Source organism: Rhodococcus sp. 05-339-2, assembly GCF_002258965.1.
GTDB lineage: Bacteria > Actinomycetota > Actinomycetes > Mycobacteriales > Mycobacteriaceae > Rhodococcoides.
Genome location: NZ_NOYW01000018.1, coordinates 92,153 through 111,833 on the forward strand (window position 1 = coordinate 92,153; position 19,681 = coordinate 111,833).

The 19,681-nt window shown below is 65.9% G+C and carries 13 protein-coding genes; 2 read left to right on the plus strand and 11 right to left on the minus strand.

What is annotated here, in order from left to right; genetic code table 11:
- The first annotated feature begins 169 nt into the window (after positions 1-169).
- Positions 170-3,022 carry an aminomethyl-transferring glycine dehydrogenase gene (gcvP, locus tag CH273_RS18300; protein WP_032398134.1) on the plus strand — a complete coding sequence of 951 codons (2,853 nt, stop codon included), beginning with the start codon at positions 170-172 and terminating at the stop codon, positions 3,020-3,022.
- Positions 3,023-3,082: 60 nt separating this feature from the next.
- Here the strand turns inward: gcvP and CH273_RS18305 are convergent, their stop codons facing one another.
- From CH273_RS18305 to CH273_RS18350, 9 genes are all read right to left on the minus strand, one after another.
- The gene (locus CH273_RS18305; RefSeq protein ID WP_032398133.1) at positions 3,083-4,222 is read right to left on the minus strand and encodes a metallophosphoesterase; all 1,140 of its coding nucleotides are present in this window, start codon (positions 4,220-4,222) and stop codon (positions 3,083-3,085) included.
- Between the two features lie 3 nt (positions 4,223-4,225).
- Positions 4,226-5,887 (minus strand): substrate-binding and VWA domain-containing protein, encoded by a 1,662-nt coding sequence (locus CH273_RS18310; protein ID WP_052050374.1) that lies wholly within the window; start codon positions 5,885-5,887, stop codon positions 4,226-4,228.
- A gap of 67 nt (positions 5,888-5,954) precedes the next feature.
- Entirely contained in the window at positions 5,955-8,129 is a 2,175-nt protein-coding gene (locus CH273_RS18315; RefSeq protein WP_032398490.1) for a malate synthase G, read from the minus strand.
- A 65-nt stretch (positions 8,130-8,194) separates the two neighbouring features.
- A complete protein-coding gene (locus CH273_RS18320; protein ID WP_032398132.1) occupies positions 8,195-9,106 on the minus strand; it encodes a hypothetical protein in 912 nt (303 codons plus the stop codon).
- Positions 9,107-10,243, minus strand: a complete 1,137-nt coding sequence (locus CH273_RS18325) for a hemolysin family protein (protein WP_032398131.1) — start codon at positions 10,241-10,243, stop codon at positions 9,107-9,109. It lies immediately after the preceding gene.
- A complete protein-coding gene (locus CH273_RS18330; protein ID WP_032398130.1) occupies positions 10,236-11,615 on the minus strand; it encodes a hemolysin family protein in 1,380 nt (459 codons plus the stop codon). The genes CH273_RS18325 and CH273_RS18330 overlap by 8 nt, the downstream gene beginning before the upstream one ends.
- A 347-nt stretch (positions 11,616-11,962) precedes the next feature.
- Positions 11,963-13,399: a GMP reductase gene (gene guaB1 / locus CH273_RS18340; RefSeq protein ID WP_032398129.1), complete on the minus strand. Its 1,437-nt coding sequence runs from the start codon at positions 13,397-13,399 to the stop codon at positions 11,963-11,965.
- 11 nt (positions 13,400-13,410) lie between these two features.
- Positions 13,411-14,307, minus strand: coding sequence for a DMT family transporter (locus tag CH273_RS18345; RefSeq protein ID WP_032398128.1), 897 nt, complete (start codon positions 14,305-14,307; stop codon positions 13,411-13,413).
- Complete coding sequence (locus CH273_RS18350) at positions 14,304-15,608, minus strand: DEAD/DEAH box helicase (protein WP_032398127.1); 1,305 nt, start codon at positions 15,606-15,608, stop codon at positions 14,304-14,306. The genes CH273_RS18345 and CH273_RS18350 overlap by 4 nt, the downstream gene beginning before the upstream one ends.
- 145 nt (positions 15,609-15,753) lie before the next feature.
- Between CH273_RS18350 and CH273_RS18355 the strand changes: the two genes are divergently transcribed.
- Positions 15,754-16,224 carry a DUF4262 domain-containing protein gene (locus CH273_RS18355; RefSeq protein WP_032398126.1) on the plus strand — a complete coding sequence of 157 codons (471 nt, stop codon included), beginning with the start codon at positions 15,754-15,756 and terminating at the stop codon, positions 16,222-16,224.
- A 66-nt stretch (positions 16,225-16,290) separates the two neighbouring features.
- Here CH273_RS18355 and gndA read toward each other — a convergent pair whose 3' ends face one another.
- Both gndA and CH273_RS18365 read right to left on the minus strand, forming a co-directional pair.
- Positions 16,291-17,742 (minus strand): NADP-dependent phosphogluconate dehydrogenase, encoded by a 1,452-nt coding sequence (gene gndA, locus CH273_RS18360; RefSeq protein ID WP_032398125.1) that lies wholly within the window; start codon positions 17,740-17,742, stop codon positions 16,291-16,293.
- A 158-nt stretch (positions 17,743-17,900) separates the two neighbouring features.
- Positions 17,901-19,622: a DEAD/DEAH box helicase gene (locus tag CH273_RS18365; protein ID WP_032398124.1), complete on the minus strand. Its 1,722-nt coding sequence runs from the start codon at positions 19,620-19,622 to the stop codon at positions 17,901-17,903.
- Positions 19,623-19,681 lie beyond the last annotated feature (59 nt).

A 19,681-nucleotide genomic window follows, 5' to 3' on the forward strand; every position in this document is an offset into this window, starting at 1 on the left:
CACCCACCCGCCCAAGGGGAAAGGTGCCGGCGCGCTTGTCTGGCGCGCCGTGTCCGACCGAATCTCTCAGGCGCGCGCGTCAGCGGGCACACGACAGAGGGGGAGGAGCGGCCGGAGCGCATGCCTCGGTCGTCCGACGCCTCGTCTTTCCGGCACCTGGGAGCACATCGTGACCGACCGAACCGCCTCGTCCGCACACACTTTCGTCGACCGCCACATCGGCCCCGACGCCACCGAGTTGGTCCGCATCCTCGACACGATCGGCGTCGACAGTCTCGACGAGCTGGCCCGCAAGGCCGTTCCGTCGTCCATCCTCGACACCGTGGTCGACGGCGTTCCCGAGGGCATGGCAACACTGCCGCCTGCCCTGAGCGAGCACGAGGTACTCGCCGCACTGGCCGAGCTCGCCGGGCAGAACACCGTGGCGACGTCGATGATCGGCCTCGGGTACTACGACACGTTGACCCCGCCGGTGCTGACCCGGGGAATTCTGGAGAATCCGGCCTGGTACACCGCGTACACGCCGTATCAGCCCGAAATCAGCCAGGGGCGGCTGGAAGCACTGCTGAACTTCCAGACCATGGTCGCCGACCTCACCGGCATGGACGTGGCGAATGCCTCGATGCTCGACGAGTCGACGGCGGCCGCCGAATCCATGACCTTGATGCGGCGCGCGAACAGGGCTTCCAAGTCCCCTCGGCTACTGGTCGATTCCGACATCTTTCCGCAGACCGAGGCCGTATTGGCCACTCGCGCCGAGCCGTTGGGGATCGAACTGGTCTACGCCGATCTGGCCGACGGCCTGCCCGACGGGGAATTCTTCGGTGTGCTGGCGCAGCTGCCGGGAGCATCGGGCCGTCTGGTCGATCACACGGCGACGATCGAGGCCGCGCACGAACGTGGCGCGTTGGTTGCCGTGGGAGTGGACCTGCTGGCCGCCACCGTGGTGACTCCGCCCGGTGAGATCGGCGCGGACGTCTGCTTCGGAACCACCCAGCGGTTCGGTGTCCCGATGGGCTACGGCGGACCGCACGCCGGCTACCTCGCAGTGCGGTCAGGTCATTCCCGTCAGCTACCCGGCCGACTGGTCGGGGTCTCGCTCGACGCGGACGGCCACCGCGCCTACCGTCTGGCGCTGCAGACCCGCGAGCAGCACATCCGCCGCGAGAAGGCGACCTCCAACATCTGTACCGCTCAGGTCCTGCTGGCCATCGTCGCCGCGATGTACGCCAGCTACCACGGCGCAGACGGATTGCGGGCCATAGCGACTCGGGTGAATGTGCATGCTCGAAACGTGGCCGCAGGTCTGCGAGAGGCAGGCATCGACGTGGTGCACTCGGAATTCTTCGACACCGTCCTCGCGTCGATCCCGGGCAGGGCCGAGGCCGTCGTCGACGATGCCAAGCAACGCGGCATCAATCTGCGGTTGGTCGACGCCGACCACGTCGCCGTAGCGTGCGACGAGGCGACGACACCCGAGCACATCGCGAACGCACTCGCAGCGTTCGGTGCAGAAACCGCCGGTGCCGGAGCCGAGTCGTTGCCGGCGAACATGACGCGCACCTCGGAATACCTCACGCACCCGGCATTCACCCGGTACCGGACCGAGACGGCCATGCTGCGCTACCTGCGCGCGTTGTCCGACAAGGACATCGCTCTCGATCGCAGCATGATTCCGCTCGGTTCGTGCACGATGAAGCTGAACGCAACCGCGGAGATGGAGTCCATCACCTGGCCGCAGTTCGCCCGTCAGCACCCCTTCGCTCCGTCCTCGGACGTGCCCGGTCTGCTGAGGGTGATCGCCGACCTGGAACGGTGGCTGGTGGACATCACCGGCTACGACGCGGTCAGCCTGCAGCCGAATGCAGGCAGCCAAGGCGAATACGCGGGACTGCTCGCCATACGTCGCTACCACCTCGGCAACGGCGACGCCGAACGCACCGTCTGCCTGATCCCGTCGAGTGCCCACGGCACCAACGCAGCCTCGGCGGTGATGGTGGGTATGCGCGTCGTCGTCGTGGCCTGCCGTCCCAACGGTGACGTCGACGTCGACGACCTGCGCGCCAAGATCGCCGAGCACGCCGACACCCTCGCCGCCATCATGATCACCTATCCCTCGACCCACGGCGTGTACGAGCACGAGATCTCCGAGATCTGTGCAGCGGTCCACGACGCAGGCGGTCAGGTGTACGTCGACGGTGCCAACCTCAACGCCCTCGTCGGTCTGGCGCGCCCCGGCCGATTCGGCGGCGACGTCAGCCACCTGAACCTGCACAAGACATTCTGCATCCCACACGGAGGCGGCGGGCCCGGTGTGGGACCGATCGGTGTGCGGTCGCATCTGCAGCCGTACCTGCCGGGGCATCCACTGGCCCCACAGCTCGGTTCGGGACCGACGGTGTCCGGTGCCCCGTACGGCAGTGCCTCGATCCTGACGATCACCTGGGCCTACATCGCGATGATGGGTGCGACGGGACTTCGGCAGGCGACGTTGACTGCCATCGCGTCGGCCAACTACATCGCCCGCCGCCTCGACGAGTACTTCCCGGTTCTGTACACCGGCGACAACGGCATGGTCGCCCACGAGTGCATTCTCGATCTGCGAGGGTTGACCAAGGACACCGGAGTCACTGTCGACGACGTTGCGAAAAGATTGGCGGACTACGGTTTCCACGCGCCCACGATGAGCTTCCCGGTGCCCGGAACTCTGATGGTCGAGCCGACCGAGAGCGAGAACCTCGAGGAGATCGACGCGTTCTGCGATGCGATGATCGCCATCAGGGGAGAGATCGATCGCGTCGGATCGGGCGAATGGACCGTCGAGGACAACCCACTTCGAGGCGCACCGCACACCGCTCGGAGCCTGGCCGCCGAATGGGATCACCCGTATTCACGGGAACTCGCTGCTTACCCCTCGGGCTACGACCGTCCGAAGGTATGGCCCGCGGTGCGACGCATCGACGGTGCACACGGTGATCGCAACCTGGTGTGCTCGTGCCCACCGATCGAGGCGTTCGCCTGAGCCTGGAACAGAGCCCGCCACGTCGACGTGGCGGGCTCTGCTCTACTCGTGTCGCAGGCTTCAGCCCCGGGTGAGTTCGAGCATCGCGATCTCGGGCGGAGCGGCGACGCGAACCGGTGGACCCCACGCGCCCGCACCCCTGGTGGTGTACAGCGTGGTGTTGCCGATCGTGTCCAGCCCTTCGACACTCGGCTGCTGGAGCGGCACCAGGTACCGAATCGGCCAGATCTGACCCCCATGAGTGTGCCCGGATACCTGCATGTCGACTCCGAAGTCGGACGCCTCCACCGCCTGCAACGGCTGATGCGCCATCAACAATACGAATCGATCCGGGTCGATCCCGTCCAATGCCGCGGCGAGATCGGGTTCGTACGGTGCCGGTGCGGTGGCGTCGTTGATGCCGGCGATATCGATCGCGGCGTCACCACGAGTGATCGTCGTGCGCTCGTTGCGTAGAACGTCGATGCCGAGCGTGGACCAGAAGTCGAGCCATTCGCCGCCGTCACCCGCATAGAACTCGTGGTTGCCGCTGACGGCGAACACACCGAGCGGGGCGTCGAGGTCGCGGAGCGGCTCCAGGTCTTCTCCCACCAGAGCAACCGTGCCGTCGATGAGATCGCCGTCGAGCAGCACGACATCAGGATTTCGAGCGTTGATCGAATCGACGACCTTCCGTACGAACCCCGCACCGCGGGAGGGGCCGGCGTGCAGGTCCGATACCAATGCCACTCGGACGCCGTCGAATTCGGCCGGTAGCCTGTCGAGCGCAACGGCGGTGTTCGTCACCCGCGGAGTTGCCGCCTCGACGAGTCCGTACCCCACTGCGACCACGCTGACGAGTGACACCGCCGCTGAGCCGATCCTCGACACACGCAGTCGAGCCGCGGACGAATCGCGATGCCGCGCCGCGAAAACCACTCTCACGACGGTGCAGATCACGGCCACCAGTACGGTTCCCAGGAACAGGTACAGCACCACGGCGAGCCACGTGAGCCCGACGAACGCGGGGCCCCGTGCCCAGGATGGATCGAATGCGACGCCGCTGCCGAAGCCGATCACCGCACACAGCCACAACAGCGCCAGCACAGCATCGACAGCCCTCTTGGGACGTGTCGGCATTCCGGTGACGGAAAGGTATCGCCAGTGTAGGAACAGGGTGACGAGGAGCAAGAAGACACCGACGAAAATTACGCGAGACATGTTCTAGTACAACAACTTTCCGAGTAGATCGAAGAAATCCGGAGAATCCGAAGTCGGCACGGTCGTCGCGGTGCCGCCCGTCCGGGCCGAGATGTCGGTAAACGCGGTCGCGTCGGTGTTGTCGCCGATCATCACCACGTTCACTGCGACCGGACGTTCGGCATCGGATGCCGAGTTCAGGTCGGTGAGCAGGTCTTGGGTGGACAGCGATGGGTCGTCGTTGGGACCGTCGGTGATCAGCACCACGGAATTGACGCGTCCGGGGACGAACCCGGCCACGGCATCGCGATAGGCGGCCAGCAACGACCGGGCGGAATGCGACGCGGATTCCGGTGTCAACGCCGCTGCACCGGAATTCAGCGCGTCGCGCCTGGAAGCCGCTGCGACCTGAGCCGCCATCGGGCCGGTCGGAACGTCGACGCGATAGGGGAGCGAGTCGTCCAGATCCTCGCTGAAGCTCCACAGGCCCAGCTCGGTGGAGTCGGGTACTCGCTGGAACTGCTCGCCGAGGGCGCGAACCGTGTTCTGCAGCCGAGTCGCACTGCCCTCGCTCGTGCCCATCGACTCGGACACGTCGAGCAATACGGTGGCTCGACGCGGCAGGACCGGATTTCGCAGTACGTCCAGCAGCGCGTCGGCAACCGGTCCGGAGGGAGCAGCGACGGTGCCGGAGTTCTGTGTTTCGCCGACGCCGAAGCCCGCATCCGTGAGCAGCTGCGCGCCGTCCGGCTGGCGGACGAAATCGACGAATGCGGCGGCCGCCCTGGTCGAGGTCTCGTCGCCGGAGAGTACGGCCGCGGGATGATCGGCAACGGGAGTGAAGCCCTGAGGTCGAACGGCAGTCAACGTCGACGAATCGGTCGACGCCAGTTGCTGTTCGGTGACCGGAACAGCGTGGACGGGGGCGTCGGGGCCGGGCGAACTCTCCAGGGCGGCGAGTGAGTCGTAGGTTGTGGATGCAGACGTTGCGGAGGCTCCGGTGTCGGTGACGGCAAGCTCCGACACGGCCGAGACCAGTTCTCTCGACGAGACCTGGTCGAGGGTCAGTGCGGTGGCCGGATCGCCGCGTACCCCGGCAGCGATGGCGCCGAGCGCGAGTGTGGTTGCGCCGGCATCGGATCCGGTCGGCAGTGCGAGACGGAGTGCGCCCCACTCGCCGAGGCCGAGTGCCTGTGGGTCGCGTTGCAGGCGGACCAGGTCGGCCCAACTCACCGACGTGAGAGAGTCGGCCACGGCGGACGGCACCGCGAGTACCACCGGACTCGCCGCGAGTGGCCGCGGGGTGCCGTCGAGGGCTCCTCGGTCGGTCACGGCCGCGACGTCGCCCGACGATTGAGGTATCCACAGGCCCGGCCGAGCGCCGAGTGCTCCGACGTCCCAGTTGTCGATACCGGCGTTCAAGGCCATCCGGACGGCATCGGAGGCCGTGGCTCGAACCTGCACCGTCACACAGTGATCACGGACCACCGGTGCGGTGTCGTTGAACCGAGCAGCCAATTGTTCGACCGGCCCGGAGATGTCGGGATCGGCGGCGACAGTGAGCACCGCCGATCCCTCCACACAGGTGTCGGCAGCTTCGACCCCTTGATCGAGGATTCGATCCCGCAGTTGAAACCATCCGAACACGGCCGCAGCGAGCACCGCGATCGTGATCACGACGATCACGGGTCCGGCGGCTATCGAACGCCCGCGCCCTGTGTTCCGATGTTCACCCACGTGATCGACAAGTCCGTCAGGCGTTGACGGCCTTGTACTCCCGTCGGCGACGATGCAGGATCGGCTCGGTGTAGCCGTTGGGCTGGCTGGTGCCCTGGAAGATCAGGTCACTGGCAGCCTGGAAAGCGATGTTGGTGTCGAAATCGGGAGCCAACGGCTTGTACGTCGGATCGGATTCGTTCTGACGGTCCACCACCGGGGCCATCCGCTTCAGCGACTCGCGCACCTGATCTTCGGTGACGATGCCGTGGCGCAGCCAGTTCGCGATGAACTGACTCGAAATGCGCAGCGTCGCACGGTCTTCCATGAGTGCGATGTCGTTGATGTCGGGAACCTTCGAGCACCCGACGCCGTGGTCGATCCACCGCACGACGTAACCCAGGATCGACTGCGAGTTGTTGTCGAGTTCGTTCTGCTTCTCCTCGTCGGTCCAGTCGGTGGACGGTGCGAGAGGAATTTCGAGAATGTCGTCGACGGTGGCGCGCTTGGCCTGTGCGATTTCGTGCTGACGGGCGAAGACATCGACCTTGTGGTAGTGCAGGGCGTGCAAGGTCGCAGCGGTGGGGGAAGGAACCCACGCTGTGTTGGCCCCGGCCTTGGGGTGGCCGATCTTCTGCTCGAGCATGTCGTGCATCAGATCGGGCATGGCCCACATACCCTTACCGATCTGTGCCTTGCCCTCGAGGCCGGCAGCGAGACCGATGTCGACGTTGAAGTCCTCGTAGGCGGCGATCCACTTCTCGCCCTTCATCGCTCCCTTGCGTACGACGGGACCTGCCTCCATCGAGGTGTGGATCTCGTCGCCGGTGCGGTCGAGGAAGCCGGTGTTGATGAACACGACGCGTTCGGACGCAGCCTGGATGCACGCCTTGAGGTTGACCGTCGTGCGGCGTTCCTCGTCCATGATGCCGACCTTGAGCGTGTTGGCCGGCAGGGAGAGAACCTGCTCGACACGGCCGAACAGCTCCGCGGTGAACGCGACCTCGTCCGGTCCGTGCATCTTGGGCTTGACGATGTACAGCGAACCGGTGCGCGAGTTCGACAACACATTGTCCGAGGTCAGCGAGTGCATGCCGGCGAGCGAGGTGAACAGAGCATCGAGAATTCCCTCGGGCACCTCGTTGCCGTCGGCATCGAGGATCGCATCCGAGGTCATCAGGTGACCGACGTTGCGGACGAACAGCAGCGAGCGACCGTGCAGCGTCAGTTCCGAACCGTCGACCGAGGTGTACGTGCGGTCCTTGTTCATCGCACGGGTGAAAGTCTTGCCTCCCTTGGAGACTTCCTCGGTCAGATCGCCCTTCATCAGACCGAGCCAGTTGCGATACCCTAGAACCTTGTCGTCTGCGTCGACGGCCGCGACGGAGTCCTCGAAGTCCATGATGGTGGTGACAGCGGACTCGAGCAGGACGTCCTTGACGCCTGCCCCGTCGGTCTCGCCGATCGGGCTCTCGGGATCGATCTGGATCTCGAAGTGCAAGCCGTTGTGCACGAACAGGATTGCCGACGGTGCGTCCGGGGTGCCCTGGTAGCCGAGCAGCTGTGCCGGATCTTTCAGCCCGACCGTGCTGCCGTCGGCGAGGGTCACCGTGAGCGAGGCGGCATCGACGACGTATCCGGTGGTACCGACGTGCGAGCCGGAGCTCAGGGGCAGCGCCTCGTCCAGGAAGTTCCGCGCGAAGGCGATGACCTTGTCGCCACGGACCCTGTTGTAGCTGGTGCCCTTTTCGGCACCGTCGGTCTCGGGGATGGCGTCGGTTCCGTAGAGAGCGTCGTACAGCGAGCCCCACCGTGCGTTGGACGCGTTGATCGCGAACCTGGCATTGAGGACCGGCACCACCAGCTGCGGGCCTGCGGTCGTGGTGATCTCGGTGTCCACACCGGACGTGCTGATCTGGAAGTCTGCCGGCTCGTCCAGCAGGTAGCCGATCTCCTTCAGGAATGCCTTGTAGGCGGCGCGATCGTAGTTCGGGCCCGCGTGTTCGCCGTGCCAGGCGTCGACCTTGCCCTGGATCTCGTCGCGGACCGCCAGCAGTGCCTTGTTCTTGGGAGCGAGATCGGCGATCACCGACGCGGCACCGGCCCAGAAGGCATCGGACTCTACGTCGGTACCCGGCAGCGCCTCCTTCTCGACGAAATCGAATAGGACCTTGGCGACCTGAAGTCCACCAGCCTGCACACGATCGGTCATGAATTCCTCACTCTTTCCGGTCACGGACACCGGTGACCGGTGTCCCCACGACAACGCTGTCGATGTTACTCGGCGGTAGGTCCGACGCCGAACTCGCCGCCGACCAGTAAATTCTGGCATCGAGCGATCAACGCCGAGCGCAGAGGTGCCGCTTCGCTCGACAGTTCTCCCTGCGCGCGCACGTATTCGGCTCGTCCGGCCGGTGTCTCGATCCGAATGGGTTCGAGATCGAAGCCGCTCAGGTCGTACGGACTCGCGCGCATGTCGATCGTTCGCGCGTGCAGGGCCAGCTCGAAGCAATCGGTGAGAAACTCGGAATCGATCAGTGGCCCCAGCTTGTAGCACCACTTGTAGAGATCCATCGAGGCATGAATACAACCGGGTTGCTCGGATGTCAGACGCGACTCCGGTGACAGCGGAAGAGCGTTGCGCGGCGCTGCATCGGGGGTGAAGAACCGGAAGGCGTCGTAGTGTGTGCAGCGCAACGTCATCGAATCGACCACGGCGTCGGTTCCCTCGTGCCCCAGGCGCAGTGGCACCTGCTCGTGCCGCTGTGCCGAGGTGCCCCCGCGGTAGACCATCGCCCACTCGTGCAGTCCGAAACAGCCGAGCACCGGTTGCCTGTCTCGGGTTGCGGCGAGCAGGCCGAGGGTGAATTCGATGCTCGATCGTCGACGCTCCACCAGATCCGACCGCACCCGAAAGCCCGGTCCGTCGTCGGTGTCGACCTGCTCGTAGGACGCGAACGCCGCGAAATCCTGCGCGCGATCACCGGTGAGGACGACGCCGTGACCTGGATTCCATCGACGCAGCTGACCCGGGCGGTGGCTGTAGTAGGTGAACAGGAAGTCGAGTACCGGATGCACGCCGCCGTGGCCCCGGTCCGTCAGATAGTCACCGACGAGGTCCTCCACCCGTGCCGCGTGCGCGGCACGGCGGGAGGTCCACTGTCCTTCGCTCAACGTCGAGTCGGGCATTCACACGTTCCGTGGGGGAGCGGCCGCAGACTTGAAGCTGGACGACGATTGACCCGGACGCGGACCGGCCACCCGGTGCGTGCCGTCCCGAACCGTACCGACGAACTCCTCGACCAGGTCCTCGAGCGCGACGATGCCGACCGTGGCACCCGTCGCGTCGTGCACGGCACCGAGATGGCTGCTGGCCCGACGCAACTTGGTCAGTGCGTCGTCGAGCACGGTGTCGATGGAGACCACCGGTAGTACTCGCACGTCGCTGCGCGGAATGACCGTGTCCGGTCCTGCCGATTCGTCGGCCATGGCTTCGAGTACGTCCTTCAGATGCAGGTAGCCCACGAGTGCCCCCGAGGCGTCGCGGACCGGATAACGAGAGAATCCCGTTTCGATGACGGCGCGTTCGACGGAGCCCAGTGTGGGTCCGAGGGTGTGGTCGGGTCCGGACAACTCGATGCTGCGAACCTGGTGAGAGGGAATCAGGACCTCGGCCACGGTCCGTCCGGACGTCTCGAGGGCTTGCCTCAGTCGTCGATGCTCCTCGGCATCGATCAGTCCCTCGGATCGTGATTCGCCGATCATCTGCGACAACTCGACCGCAGACACCGAGGAACTCAGCTCGTCCTTGGGTTCGATCCGCAGCAGCCGAAGGGTCAGGTTGGCGCACATGTTGTAGAACGAGATCAGCGGCAGTGCCACCTTGATGAACAGCAGATGGATGGGCACCAGAACCATGGCAGTGCTCTCCGGACCCGCGATGGCGATGTTCTTGGGCACCATCTCGCCGATGAGAATGTGCAGAACGACCACGAGCGTCAACGCGATGGCGAAGGCGATCGGGTGCAGGAAGGACTCGGGAATACCGACTGCCTCGAGCGGCACCTCGATCAAGTGTGCCACCGCAGGCTCCGCCACGCGTCCGAGAAGAATCGAGCAGATCGTGATGCCGAGCTGGGCCGCCGCAAGCATCTGCGACAGGTTCTGACCGGCCTCGATGACGCTCTGCGCACGCTTCTTGCCTTGCGCGAGTAAGGCTTCGAGGCGGTCCCGCCGGGCCGAGATCAGGGCGAACTCGGCCCCGACGAAGAATGCGTTGCCTGCGAGCAACAGGACGGCTAGACCGACGCCGAGGAAATCACCCATCGATCTCACCCTCCGACCTCATCCGAGCCACCGCAGCCGCGTCGACGGGCAGAAGAACCACCCGGTCGATGCGGCGGCCGTCCATCCGAAGCACCCGGGCCACCCAGCCGCCGTCTCGTTCGAGAGGATCCTCGTTCGCCGGGGAAGGCAACAGAACTGCATCCCCCTCGGTCGGAATACGCCCCAACTCCGTCAGCACGAGACCGCCGATGGTTTCGTACTCGCCCTCGGGTGCCGAATACCCCGTGGCCGACGCGACCTCGTCGATACGCAGCAGCCCTGCACAGTCCCATCCGTCGCCCGATCTGGAGACATCGAGTTCCGGCTCGTCGTGTTCGTCGCGCACGTCACCGACGATCTCCTCGATGAGATCCTCCATGGTGACCATGCCCGCGGTGCCGCCGTACTCGTCGACGACGAGCGCGACCTGCATACCGTCGGCGCGTACCCGCTCCATCACTGCGTCGCCGTCGAGACTGGACGGTACGACGGGAACGTCGCGGGCCAGGGATTCGACCGTCGTCGACCGTCGGTGCGCCCCGGCGACGGTGAACGCGTGCTTGATGTGAACGACGCCGACGGTGTCGTCCAGGTCGCCGTCGACCACCGGAAAACGTGAGAAGCCGGTCCGCGCAGCCGTTTCGATCAGATCGGCCACGGTCGCGTCGGTGGCGAGTGTTTCGATCTTCACTCGCGGCGTCATCAGTTCCTCGGCCGTGCGATCGCCGAACTGCAACGACCGGTCCACCAGTCGGGCGGTGTTCTCGTCGATCGACCCCTGCCGCGCCGACGTGCGGACCAGCGAACCCAGCTCCTGCGGCGACCGAGCGGATCTCAGTTCCTCCGCCGGTTCGATTCCGAGCCGGCGCACCAGCCAGTTCGCCGAGCCGTTGAGTCCGTTGATGGCCCACTTGAAGACCAGTGAGAACCCGGCCATCGCACCGGCGGTGACGCGAGCGGTCGACATCGGTTTCGCGATGGCGATGTTCTTGGGAACCAGCTCACCGAAGATCATCGAGAACGAGGTCGCCAGGATCAGCGCCACTGCGAGCGAGATGCCGGCGGCGAGGGTCTCGGATGCGCCCAGTGCGTCGGCCACCGGCCGAATGAAACCGGCCAGCACCGGTTCGGCGAGATAACCGGTGATCAGCGTGGTGATGGTGATGCCGAGTTGGGCACCGGACAGCTGAAACGACAGTGTCTTGTGGGCGTGCAGAACTTGGCGTGACCGGAGGTCACCGTTGTCGGCCTGTGACTCGACCGCACTGCGTTCGAGGGCAGTGAGGGAGAACTCGGCCGCGACGAACAGCGCGGTGCCGGCCGTCAAGGCCACGAAACCGAGCAGGCTGGCGATGGTGATGAGAAGTTCCACGCGTCAACTCCGCCTGAGCCGAGGCCGTCGAAGCTGGGACAGGAGCATTGCGCCGCCGGAGTGCACGTGGCTGCCGAAATCGTGTTCGCCGGGTTTCTCTCCCGGCTCGATAGAGGATCCCTCCGAAGTGGAACCGTCGTCGTGTTGTTCTGCGGTTGCCGTGACGGCAACCGAGATAGTGGGTGCCTCGGGCACCTGATTCCCTTCTGTCGGTTCGCGTTGCGGTCCATGTTCATGGGGAGCCGACGTCAGGCCACACGCCGAGAATCGATTGCTCGAATTGTCGACGAGTGACGAGCGCGAACAACTGTGTCTGCTGTAGGCGAGAGTCTAACCGTGTCCGATCGTCACCACCCGGAGGGCAGGGGCCGCCCCTCGGCGAATCCGGCGGCGGACTGGACTCCCAGAACGGCTCGTTCGGCCAACTCCGGCAGCGAACGGGCTCCCGCGTACGTACAGGTACTGCGAACTCCGGCGCAGATGTGATCGATCAGATCCTCGACACCCGGCCGATCGGGATCGAGGCGCATCCGCGAACTGGAAATGCCCTCCTCGAACAAGGCTTTCCGGGCCCGGTCGAACGCGCCGTCGGTGGCGGTGCGGGCGGCAACGGCTCGCTTGGACGCCATGCCGAAGCTCTCCTTGTACCGATTGCCGGATGCGTCGACTCGCAGGTCGCCGGGCGACTCGTAGGTGCCGGCGAACCACGAGCCGATCATGACGTTCGCAGCACCGGCGGCCAGCGCGAGAGCAACGTCACGGGGATGGCGCACACCGCCGTCGGCCCACACCGAAGCTCCGAGTTCGGCTGCCGCAGCCGAACAATCGGCCACAGCCGAGAACTGGGGGCGTCCGACGCCGGTCATCATTCGCGTCGTGCACATCGCGCCCGGTCCTACGCCGACCTTGACGATGTCCGCGCCGGCCTGCACCAGATCGCGCGTCCCCTGGGCGGACACCACGTTGCCGGCCGCCAGGGGAACGCCGAGATCGAGAGAGCGCACCGCAGCGAGGGCTTCGAGCATCTTCTGCTGATGGCCGTGCGCGGTGTCCATGACGAGCACATCGGCACCGGCCTCGACCAGTGCGGTCGCCTTCTCCGCCACATTGCCGTTGATACCGACGGCGGCAGCGATGCGCAGGCGTCCCGACGCGTCGACCGCGGGCGCGTAGATACCGGTCCGAACGGCACCGGTCCTGGTCACGACACCGGCCAGGGAGCCGTCGTTCTCGACGACAACGGCGAGATGGGCATGTGCCGCTTCCATCAGCTCGAAGACTTCCTGGGGCGACGCATGGCGCGGAGCGCGCACGAAATCGGCCGACGCCACGGAACTGAGTCGAGCGAATCGGTCGACGTCGGCACAGGCGCTCTCGGTCACCACTCCGATCGGCTTGCCGTGTTCGACGATCACGACCGACCCGTGTGCGCGCTTGTGCACCAGCGCCAAGGCGTCGGACACGGACGCATTGGGGCCGAGGACGACAGGTGTGTCCGCGATCAGGTCACGGCTCTTGACGAATGCGACGGTCTCGGCAACGGCCTCGGTGGGCAGGTCCTGCGGGATCACGGCGATCGCTCCGCGACGTGCGACGGTTTCTGCCATCCGCCGTCCCGACACCGCGGTCATGTTCGACACGACGATCGGGATGGTGGTGCCCGAACCGTCGACCGTGCTCAGGTCGACGTCGAACCTGGACGTGACGTCGGTTCGGTTGGGGACGAGGAAGACGTCGTCGTAGGTGAGATCGTAGGGCGGAAGGTGACCATCGAGGAACTGCACGTTGATCGAGACTACCGGTCGGGCGCATTCGGGGCCGAAGCCACGTCCCCTGTCTCCGTTTCGATGCGGGTCGACGCCTGGGTCCGAGACAGTCGAATCGTCGTCACCACCATGACGAACACCGCTACGGCGATGACGGCGAGGGACGTCCCGTCGGTTCTGATTCGCTCGTCCAGGACCGTGATGCCGATGAACGCAGCGCCGAGTGGTTCGCCGATCGTGACCGCCGGTAGTGACGCGGACAGCGGACCGACCTGGAAGGCTCGCTGCTGCAGATAGAACCCGAGAACTCCGGATCCCACCAGCGCGTAGGTCTGCCAGGCTGCCAGGGCCCCGAGCAGGTCGCTCTCCACCAGATCGGTGACGAACTTCGTCAGAGCCGCAGCCAGACCGAACAGCAGCCCTCCCGCGGCTCCGAGCAACAGAGCCCGCGCGCCGGGCGCTCTCAGTACGAGCCCGCCCACCGCGGCGCCACCGATCACGACCGCGGCGATGATCAGCGGAATGATCCAATCGGCCAGCGGGGCGTCGGTATTGCCTTCACTGGGATCGCCGACCACGATGAACACCGCAAGAGCGGTGGCCAGGAGAACGGCGAGTGCCCACGTCGAAACCGGGAGTGCCCGGCCCGCCAATTTCGCCGACATCGGGAGTGCGAACAGCAAGGCGGTGACGAGCAAGGGTTGCACGACCAGCACCGAACCGACCCACAGTGCAGCGATCTGAACCGCGTAGCCGCCGCCGTCCCCGAGTACGCCCACCCACCACCTCGGGCTTCGGATCAGAGCCGAGAGCAGCGATGTTCCCTCCGGAACCGACGCGGCGGCGCTCTGCTGTGCCACCGACGCAGAGGCGAACAGGAATGCCGACACCAGCGCGAGCAGGATCGACAACCAGGAGGCGGTCACCCGCGTCGTCCTCGGGTGCCGCCTCGCCTGCCTCCGGAACGCCCGGGTCGCTCGTGTCGGGCGGGTGCGGCACCGCGCCGCGAACTACGAGGGGCGGGTGATTCCGTCGCCTCGGCCGGGAGCGGTCGGCCGATGGGGGTACGCGCCCCCGTCAACCGACGCCACGAGGTGGGATCGGTCTCGGTGTCGATCACCGTCGCCGAGACACCGGCGTCGCCGGCCATCGCACGCACGTGATCGAGCTGATCGGCGGTGGCCAACGTCACGACGGTTCCGCTGGCTCCGGCGCGCGCAGTGCGGCCCGCGCGGTGCACGTAGTCCTTGGAGTCCAACGGTGGGTCGACGTGAACCACGAGGGTGACGTCGTCGACGTGAACCCCCCGTGCTGCGACATCGGTGGCGATCAGCGCGGTCGACTCGCCGTCGCCGAAAGCGGCCAGCGAGCGTGTGCGGTGAGCCTGAGTCTTGTTGCCGTGCAACGACGATACCGATACACCCAGACGGCGACAGTCGTCGGTGAGTCGGTCGACCGCGTGAGTGGTCCGGACGAACAGCAGCGTGCGACCGTCCCTGTTGGCAAGTGCGGCAGCTACTTCGGTCTTGCGGGCAGCGTCGACCCTGAACACGTAGTGCGCGATGTCGGGCTCGCCGACCGACTCCGCCGTCGAATGTTCGGCCGGATCGTTCAAGAACTTCTCGACCAGGCGGTCGACGTCCTCGTCCAGGGTCGCCGAGAACAGCAGTCGCTGCCCGCCGGCCGGTGTCGCGGCGAGGAGCGAATCGACCTGGGGCAGAAATCCCATGTCCACCATGCGATCCGCCTCGTCGATCACGGTCACCTCCACGCGATTCAACGTGATCGAGCGTCGGGCGAGCAGGTCGTTGAGGCGACCGGGGGTGGCAACCACGATGTCGATTCCGCGCTGGATCTCTCGGACATTGCGCTCGAGCGGGACGCCGCCGACCACACCGACGCTGCGTAGGCCGAACGTCGCACCGTGGATGTCGAGGACTTCCTGGATCTGGAGCGCGAGTTCGCGAGTAGGAGCAAGCACGAGTCCACGCGGAGCACCGGGCTCACTGCGACGACCGGCAAGCCGCACGAGCAACGGAAGCCCGAACGCGAGAGTCTTTCCCGATCCGGTCGGAGCACGGCCGAGTACATCGCGGCCCTCGAGCGCATCGGGCAGGGCCGCGGACTGGATCGGAAACGGCTCCGAGACACCCGCTTTCCTGAGCGAGTGGACGAGAACCACGGGCAGTCCCAGTTCTGCGAACGATCGAACGGATTGACCCGGCATGGCTGTGACCCTACCGCTGCGTCGACCACCCGTCGGAATCTTCTTGTCGGTGCCCCGCGCAATACTTCGAGTAGAACGCACGTTCGATCGGCGTTCGGCACCGTGATCGCCGAGGGGGCGATCGCACGCAGAGTGTGGGGGAGCTATGTGCAAGATGTGTCAGGGCTACAGCGTCGACGAGTACATCGAAGGTGTGAAACGCACCATCGACAGGTGTGGGTGGGCCTTGCAGTACGTGGAATCGGAAATCGATCTCGACGGTATCCATCCGGCGTTCTGCTATACGGTCGGTCTGACGAATTTCGGCAGCCCGGAGATCGTCATGACCGGACGCGGGCCACATGAGTCCTCGCGAATTCTCAATTCGCTGGGCGCCTCGGTGGCCTCGGGAATACTCGAGCTCGAATCCGGAATCGGTTGCACTGCAGCAGGATTCGAGCTTTTCACCATCGACGTACCGGACTGTGCGGAAATTCTGTACGCAGCCTCCGACGTCGACGGCCAGGGGTGCTTCAGTGCGGTGCAGGCGGTGTGGAAGGACCTGGAAGGTGCACTGCCGTGGGAAGGGATCCCGTCGACGGTGGTCCAACCGATTCTCGGGCCGGTACCCGGCTGACCGGTTCCCGTGCTGTACCGGTGGCGCTGCATGGTGAACGCAGCGCCACCGGCGGAAGCTTCTCGGTCAGGCTTCGATCTCGGAACGATCGCCGCTCCACAGAGTGTGGAACTTTCCTTCCGAGTCGGTTCGCTCGTAGGTGTGCGCCCCGAAGAAGTCCCGCTGACCCTGTGTCAGAGCGGCAGGTAGACGCTCTGCCCGCAACGCGTCGTAGTAGGAGAGCGAGGACGCGAACGCGGGGACCGGAATGCCCAGTGAAGCCGCGGTGACGACCACTCGACGCCAGCTGTCGATGGCGTTCTCGATGGCATCACGGAAGTACGGGGCCAGGATCAAACTGGGCAGTTCGGCGTCGTCGTCGTACGCGTCCTTGATGCGATCGAGGAACCGAGCGCGAATGATGCAGCCACCACGCCAGATCGTGGCGAGGTCACCGGGATGCAGATTCCAGTCGTATTCGGTGCTGCCCGCGGCGATCTGATCGAAGCCCTGTGCGTAGGCGACGATCTTGGACGCGTACAGAGCCCGACTGATGTCGTGCGTGAACTGCTCTGCGTCGGTCGGCTTGTCGGCGAGTGTTCCGGAGGCGAGTCCGACGGCTGCCTTGCGCTGAGCGCGTGACCCCGACAGAGCCCGAGCGAACACGGCCTCGGCGATACCGGTGACGGGAACGCCGAGGTCCAGAGCCGCCTTGACGGTCCAGCGACCGGTGCCCTTCTGCTCCGCAGCGTCGACGATCACGTCGACGAGAGGCTGACCGGTCTTGGCGTCGACCTGGCGGAGAACCTCGGCGGTGATCTCGACGAGGTAGCTCTCGAGGTCTCCGTTGTTCCACTCGGTGAACACGTCCGCTACCTGAGCGGGCGTGTATCCGAGCGCGTCACGGAACAGGTTGTAGGCCTCACCGATGAGTTGCATATCGGCATATTCGATGCCGTTGTGGACCATCTTGACGAAGTGGCCGGAGCCGTCGGGCCCGATGTGGGTGCAGCACGGCGTGCCGTCGACCTGCGCTGCGATGGATTCCAACAGCGGTCCGAGGGCCTTGTAGGACTCCGCGGGTCCGCCCGGCATGATCGACGGTCCGTTGAGCGCGCCTTCTTCGCCGCCGGAGATACCGGCACCGACGAAGAGCAGTCCGCGCTCCTTCATGGCGGCCTCGCGCCGGATGGTGTCGGTGTAGAGGGCATTGCCACCGTCGATGATGATGTCGCCCTCCTCCATCGCGCCTGCAAGTTCCTCGATCACGGCGTCGGTCGGGTCGCCTGCCTTGACCATGATGAGCACTCGGCGCGGCTTCGCGAGGGCGGCGACGAACTCCTCGATGGTCTCGGTGCGGATGAAGTTGCCCTCGGTGCCGTGCTCGGCGATCAGGGCATCGGTCTTGGCCACGCTGCGGTTGTGCAATGCGACGGTGTGACCGTGATGGGCGAAGTTACGGGCGATGTTGGAGCCCATGACGGCGAGTCCGGTGACTCCGATCTGAGCCAGTTCTGTCGGTTCTGCTGCTGAGGTCATACAGACAGCTTTCCTTGCCGCGAGATTTCGCGCGAGCCAACCCCCCGGCCGGTGTCGAAGCCGGCCACCGCCAACGACGAAGGGTGCCGCATTCGCGAAGAATGCGGCACCCGTTCGTGCATTTCGGGTCGGATCACGACCTCACGGTGACGAACCGATCAGTGGCTGCGAGCCGGACCGTCGAAACCGTCGTACGAACGCCGTTCCGTGCGACTGCGGAAGCCACCGGACCGGTGCTCGTCCTGGCGGGGACCGGATGCCGGACGGCGATTGTCGGAGCCACGGCCTTCGTATCCACGACCCTCGGAGCCGCGGTACGAGCTCGAATCGGAGCGACGCGGACGATCGCCCTGGTAGCCCTCGCTGCTGCGGGGGTTGGAGCCCTGGTATCCGCCGCCGCTGCGCGGGTTGGAGCCCTGGTAGCCGGTGCGGGGACGGTCGCCCTGGTAGCCCTCGCTGCTGCGGGGGTTCGAGCCCTGGTATCCGCCACCGCTGCGGGGGTTGGAGCCCTGGTATCCGCCACCGCTGCGGGGGTTGGAGCCCTGGTATCCGCCACCGCTGCGCGGGTTGGAGCCCTGGTAGCCGGGACGGCTGTTCCGGTCGCGGGGAGCGGACTCGGCGCGCAGGGGCTCACCGGTCGGCTTCTTCGCTCCGGTGATGCTGTTCAGCTCGGCCGAACCGGGCGAGACGTTGACGGCGGTGGCCTTGACGCCGGCCATCCCGGTCAGACGCAGAACCTGACGACGCTGGTTGGGCAGCACGATCGCGACAACGGTGCCCTTCTCTCCCGCGCGTGCCGTACGTCCTGCGCGGTGCAGGTAGTCCTTGTGGTCTGCGGGCGGATCGACGTGGACGACCAGGTCGATACCGTCGACGTGGATTCCACGAGCAGCAACGTCGGTGGCGACGAGGACGGGTGTACGGCCGTTCTTGAAGCGCTCGAGAACGCGGGTGCGCTGATTCTGAGCCTTGCCACCGTGCAGTGACTCCGCGGCGATACCGAGCGCACGCAGGCGGTCGGTGATTCCGTCGCAGCCCAGCTTGGTACGCGCGAACATGATGGTGCGACCGCCTTCGCGGGCACCGATCTCGGACAGAACGAGATCCTTCTGACCCCGGTCGACCATGAGCACGTAGTGATCCATGGTGCGGACGCTGGCTTTGCCGTCCTGGGTGGAGTGCTCGACGTGATCGGGCAGGAACTGGCGTACCAGCGACTGAACCTCACGGTCGAGGGTGGCCGAGAACAGCATGCGCTGTCCGTCTGCCGGAGTGTCGGCGAGGACGGCACGAACCTCGGGCAGGAAGCCCATGTCGGCCATCTGATCTGCCTCGTCGAGCGCGGTGATCTCGATGGAGTCCAGGATGCAGGTGCCCTGACGCAGATGGTCGGCGAGGCGACCCGGGGTGGCGACGAGGACGTCGACTCCACGTCGGAGCTGCTCGACCTGCTTGTTGAACGGGGTGCCGCCGACGGCGGGCATGACGCGCAGGCCCTGCGCATTGGCGTAGGGAGCGAGGGATTCGACAACCTGGAAAGCGAGCTCGCGGGTGGGGACCAGCACGAGCGAACGGGGGCGCTTGGCCGCCGGGCGGTCGGTGTGCAACGACAGGCGCTGCAGGATCGGCAGGCCGAAGGCGAGGGTCTTGCCCGAGCCGGTCTGCGCACGGCCTAGGACGTTCTTACCGGCGATGGCGTCGGGGAGTGCCTTCTCCTGGATGGGGGAGGGCACGGTGATCGAGTTGCGCGCCAATGCGGCGACGACTGCCTCGGGCAGTCCGAGATCGGCGAACGTGAATGCCGGTGCCGCTGCGGGCGTCGGGACTGCCGTGGTGTCGGAAGCGGTGGAAACGGGTGTGTTGGAAACAGCGTGGGTCACGCAGTAAAGCCTCTCCGGATTGCGGGCACGCCAATAAGCCCGAAGCTGAGAGCACCCGA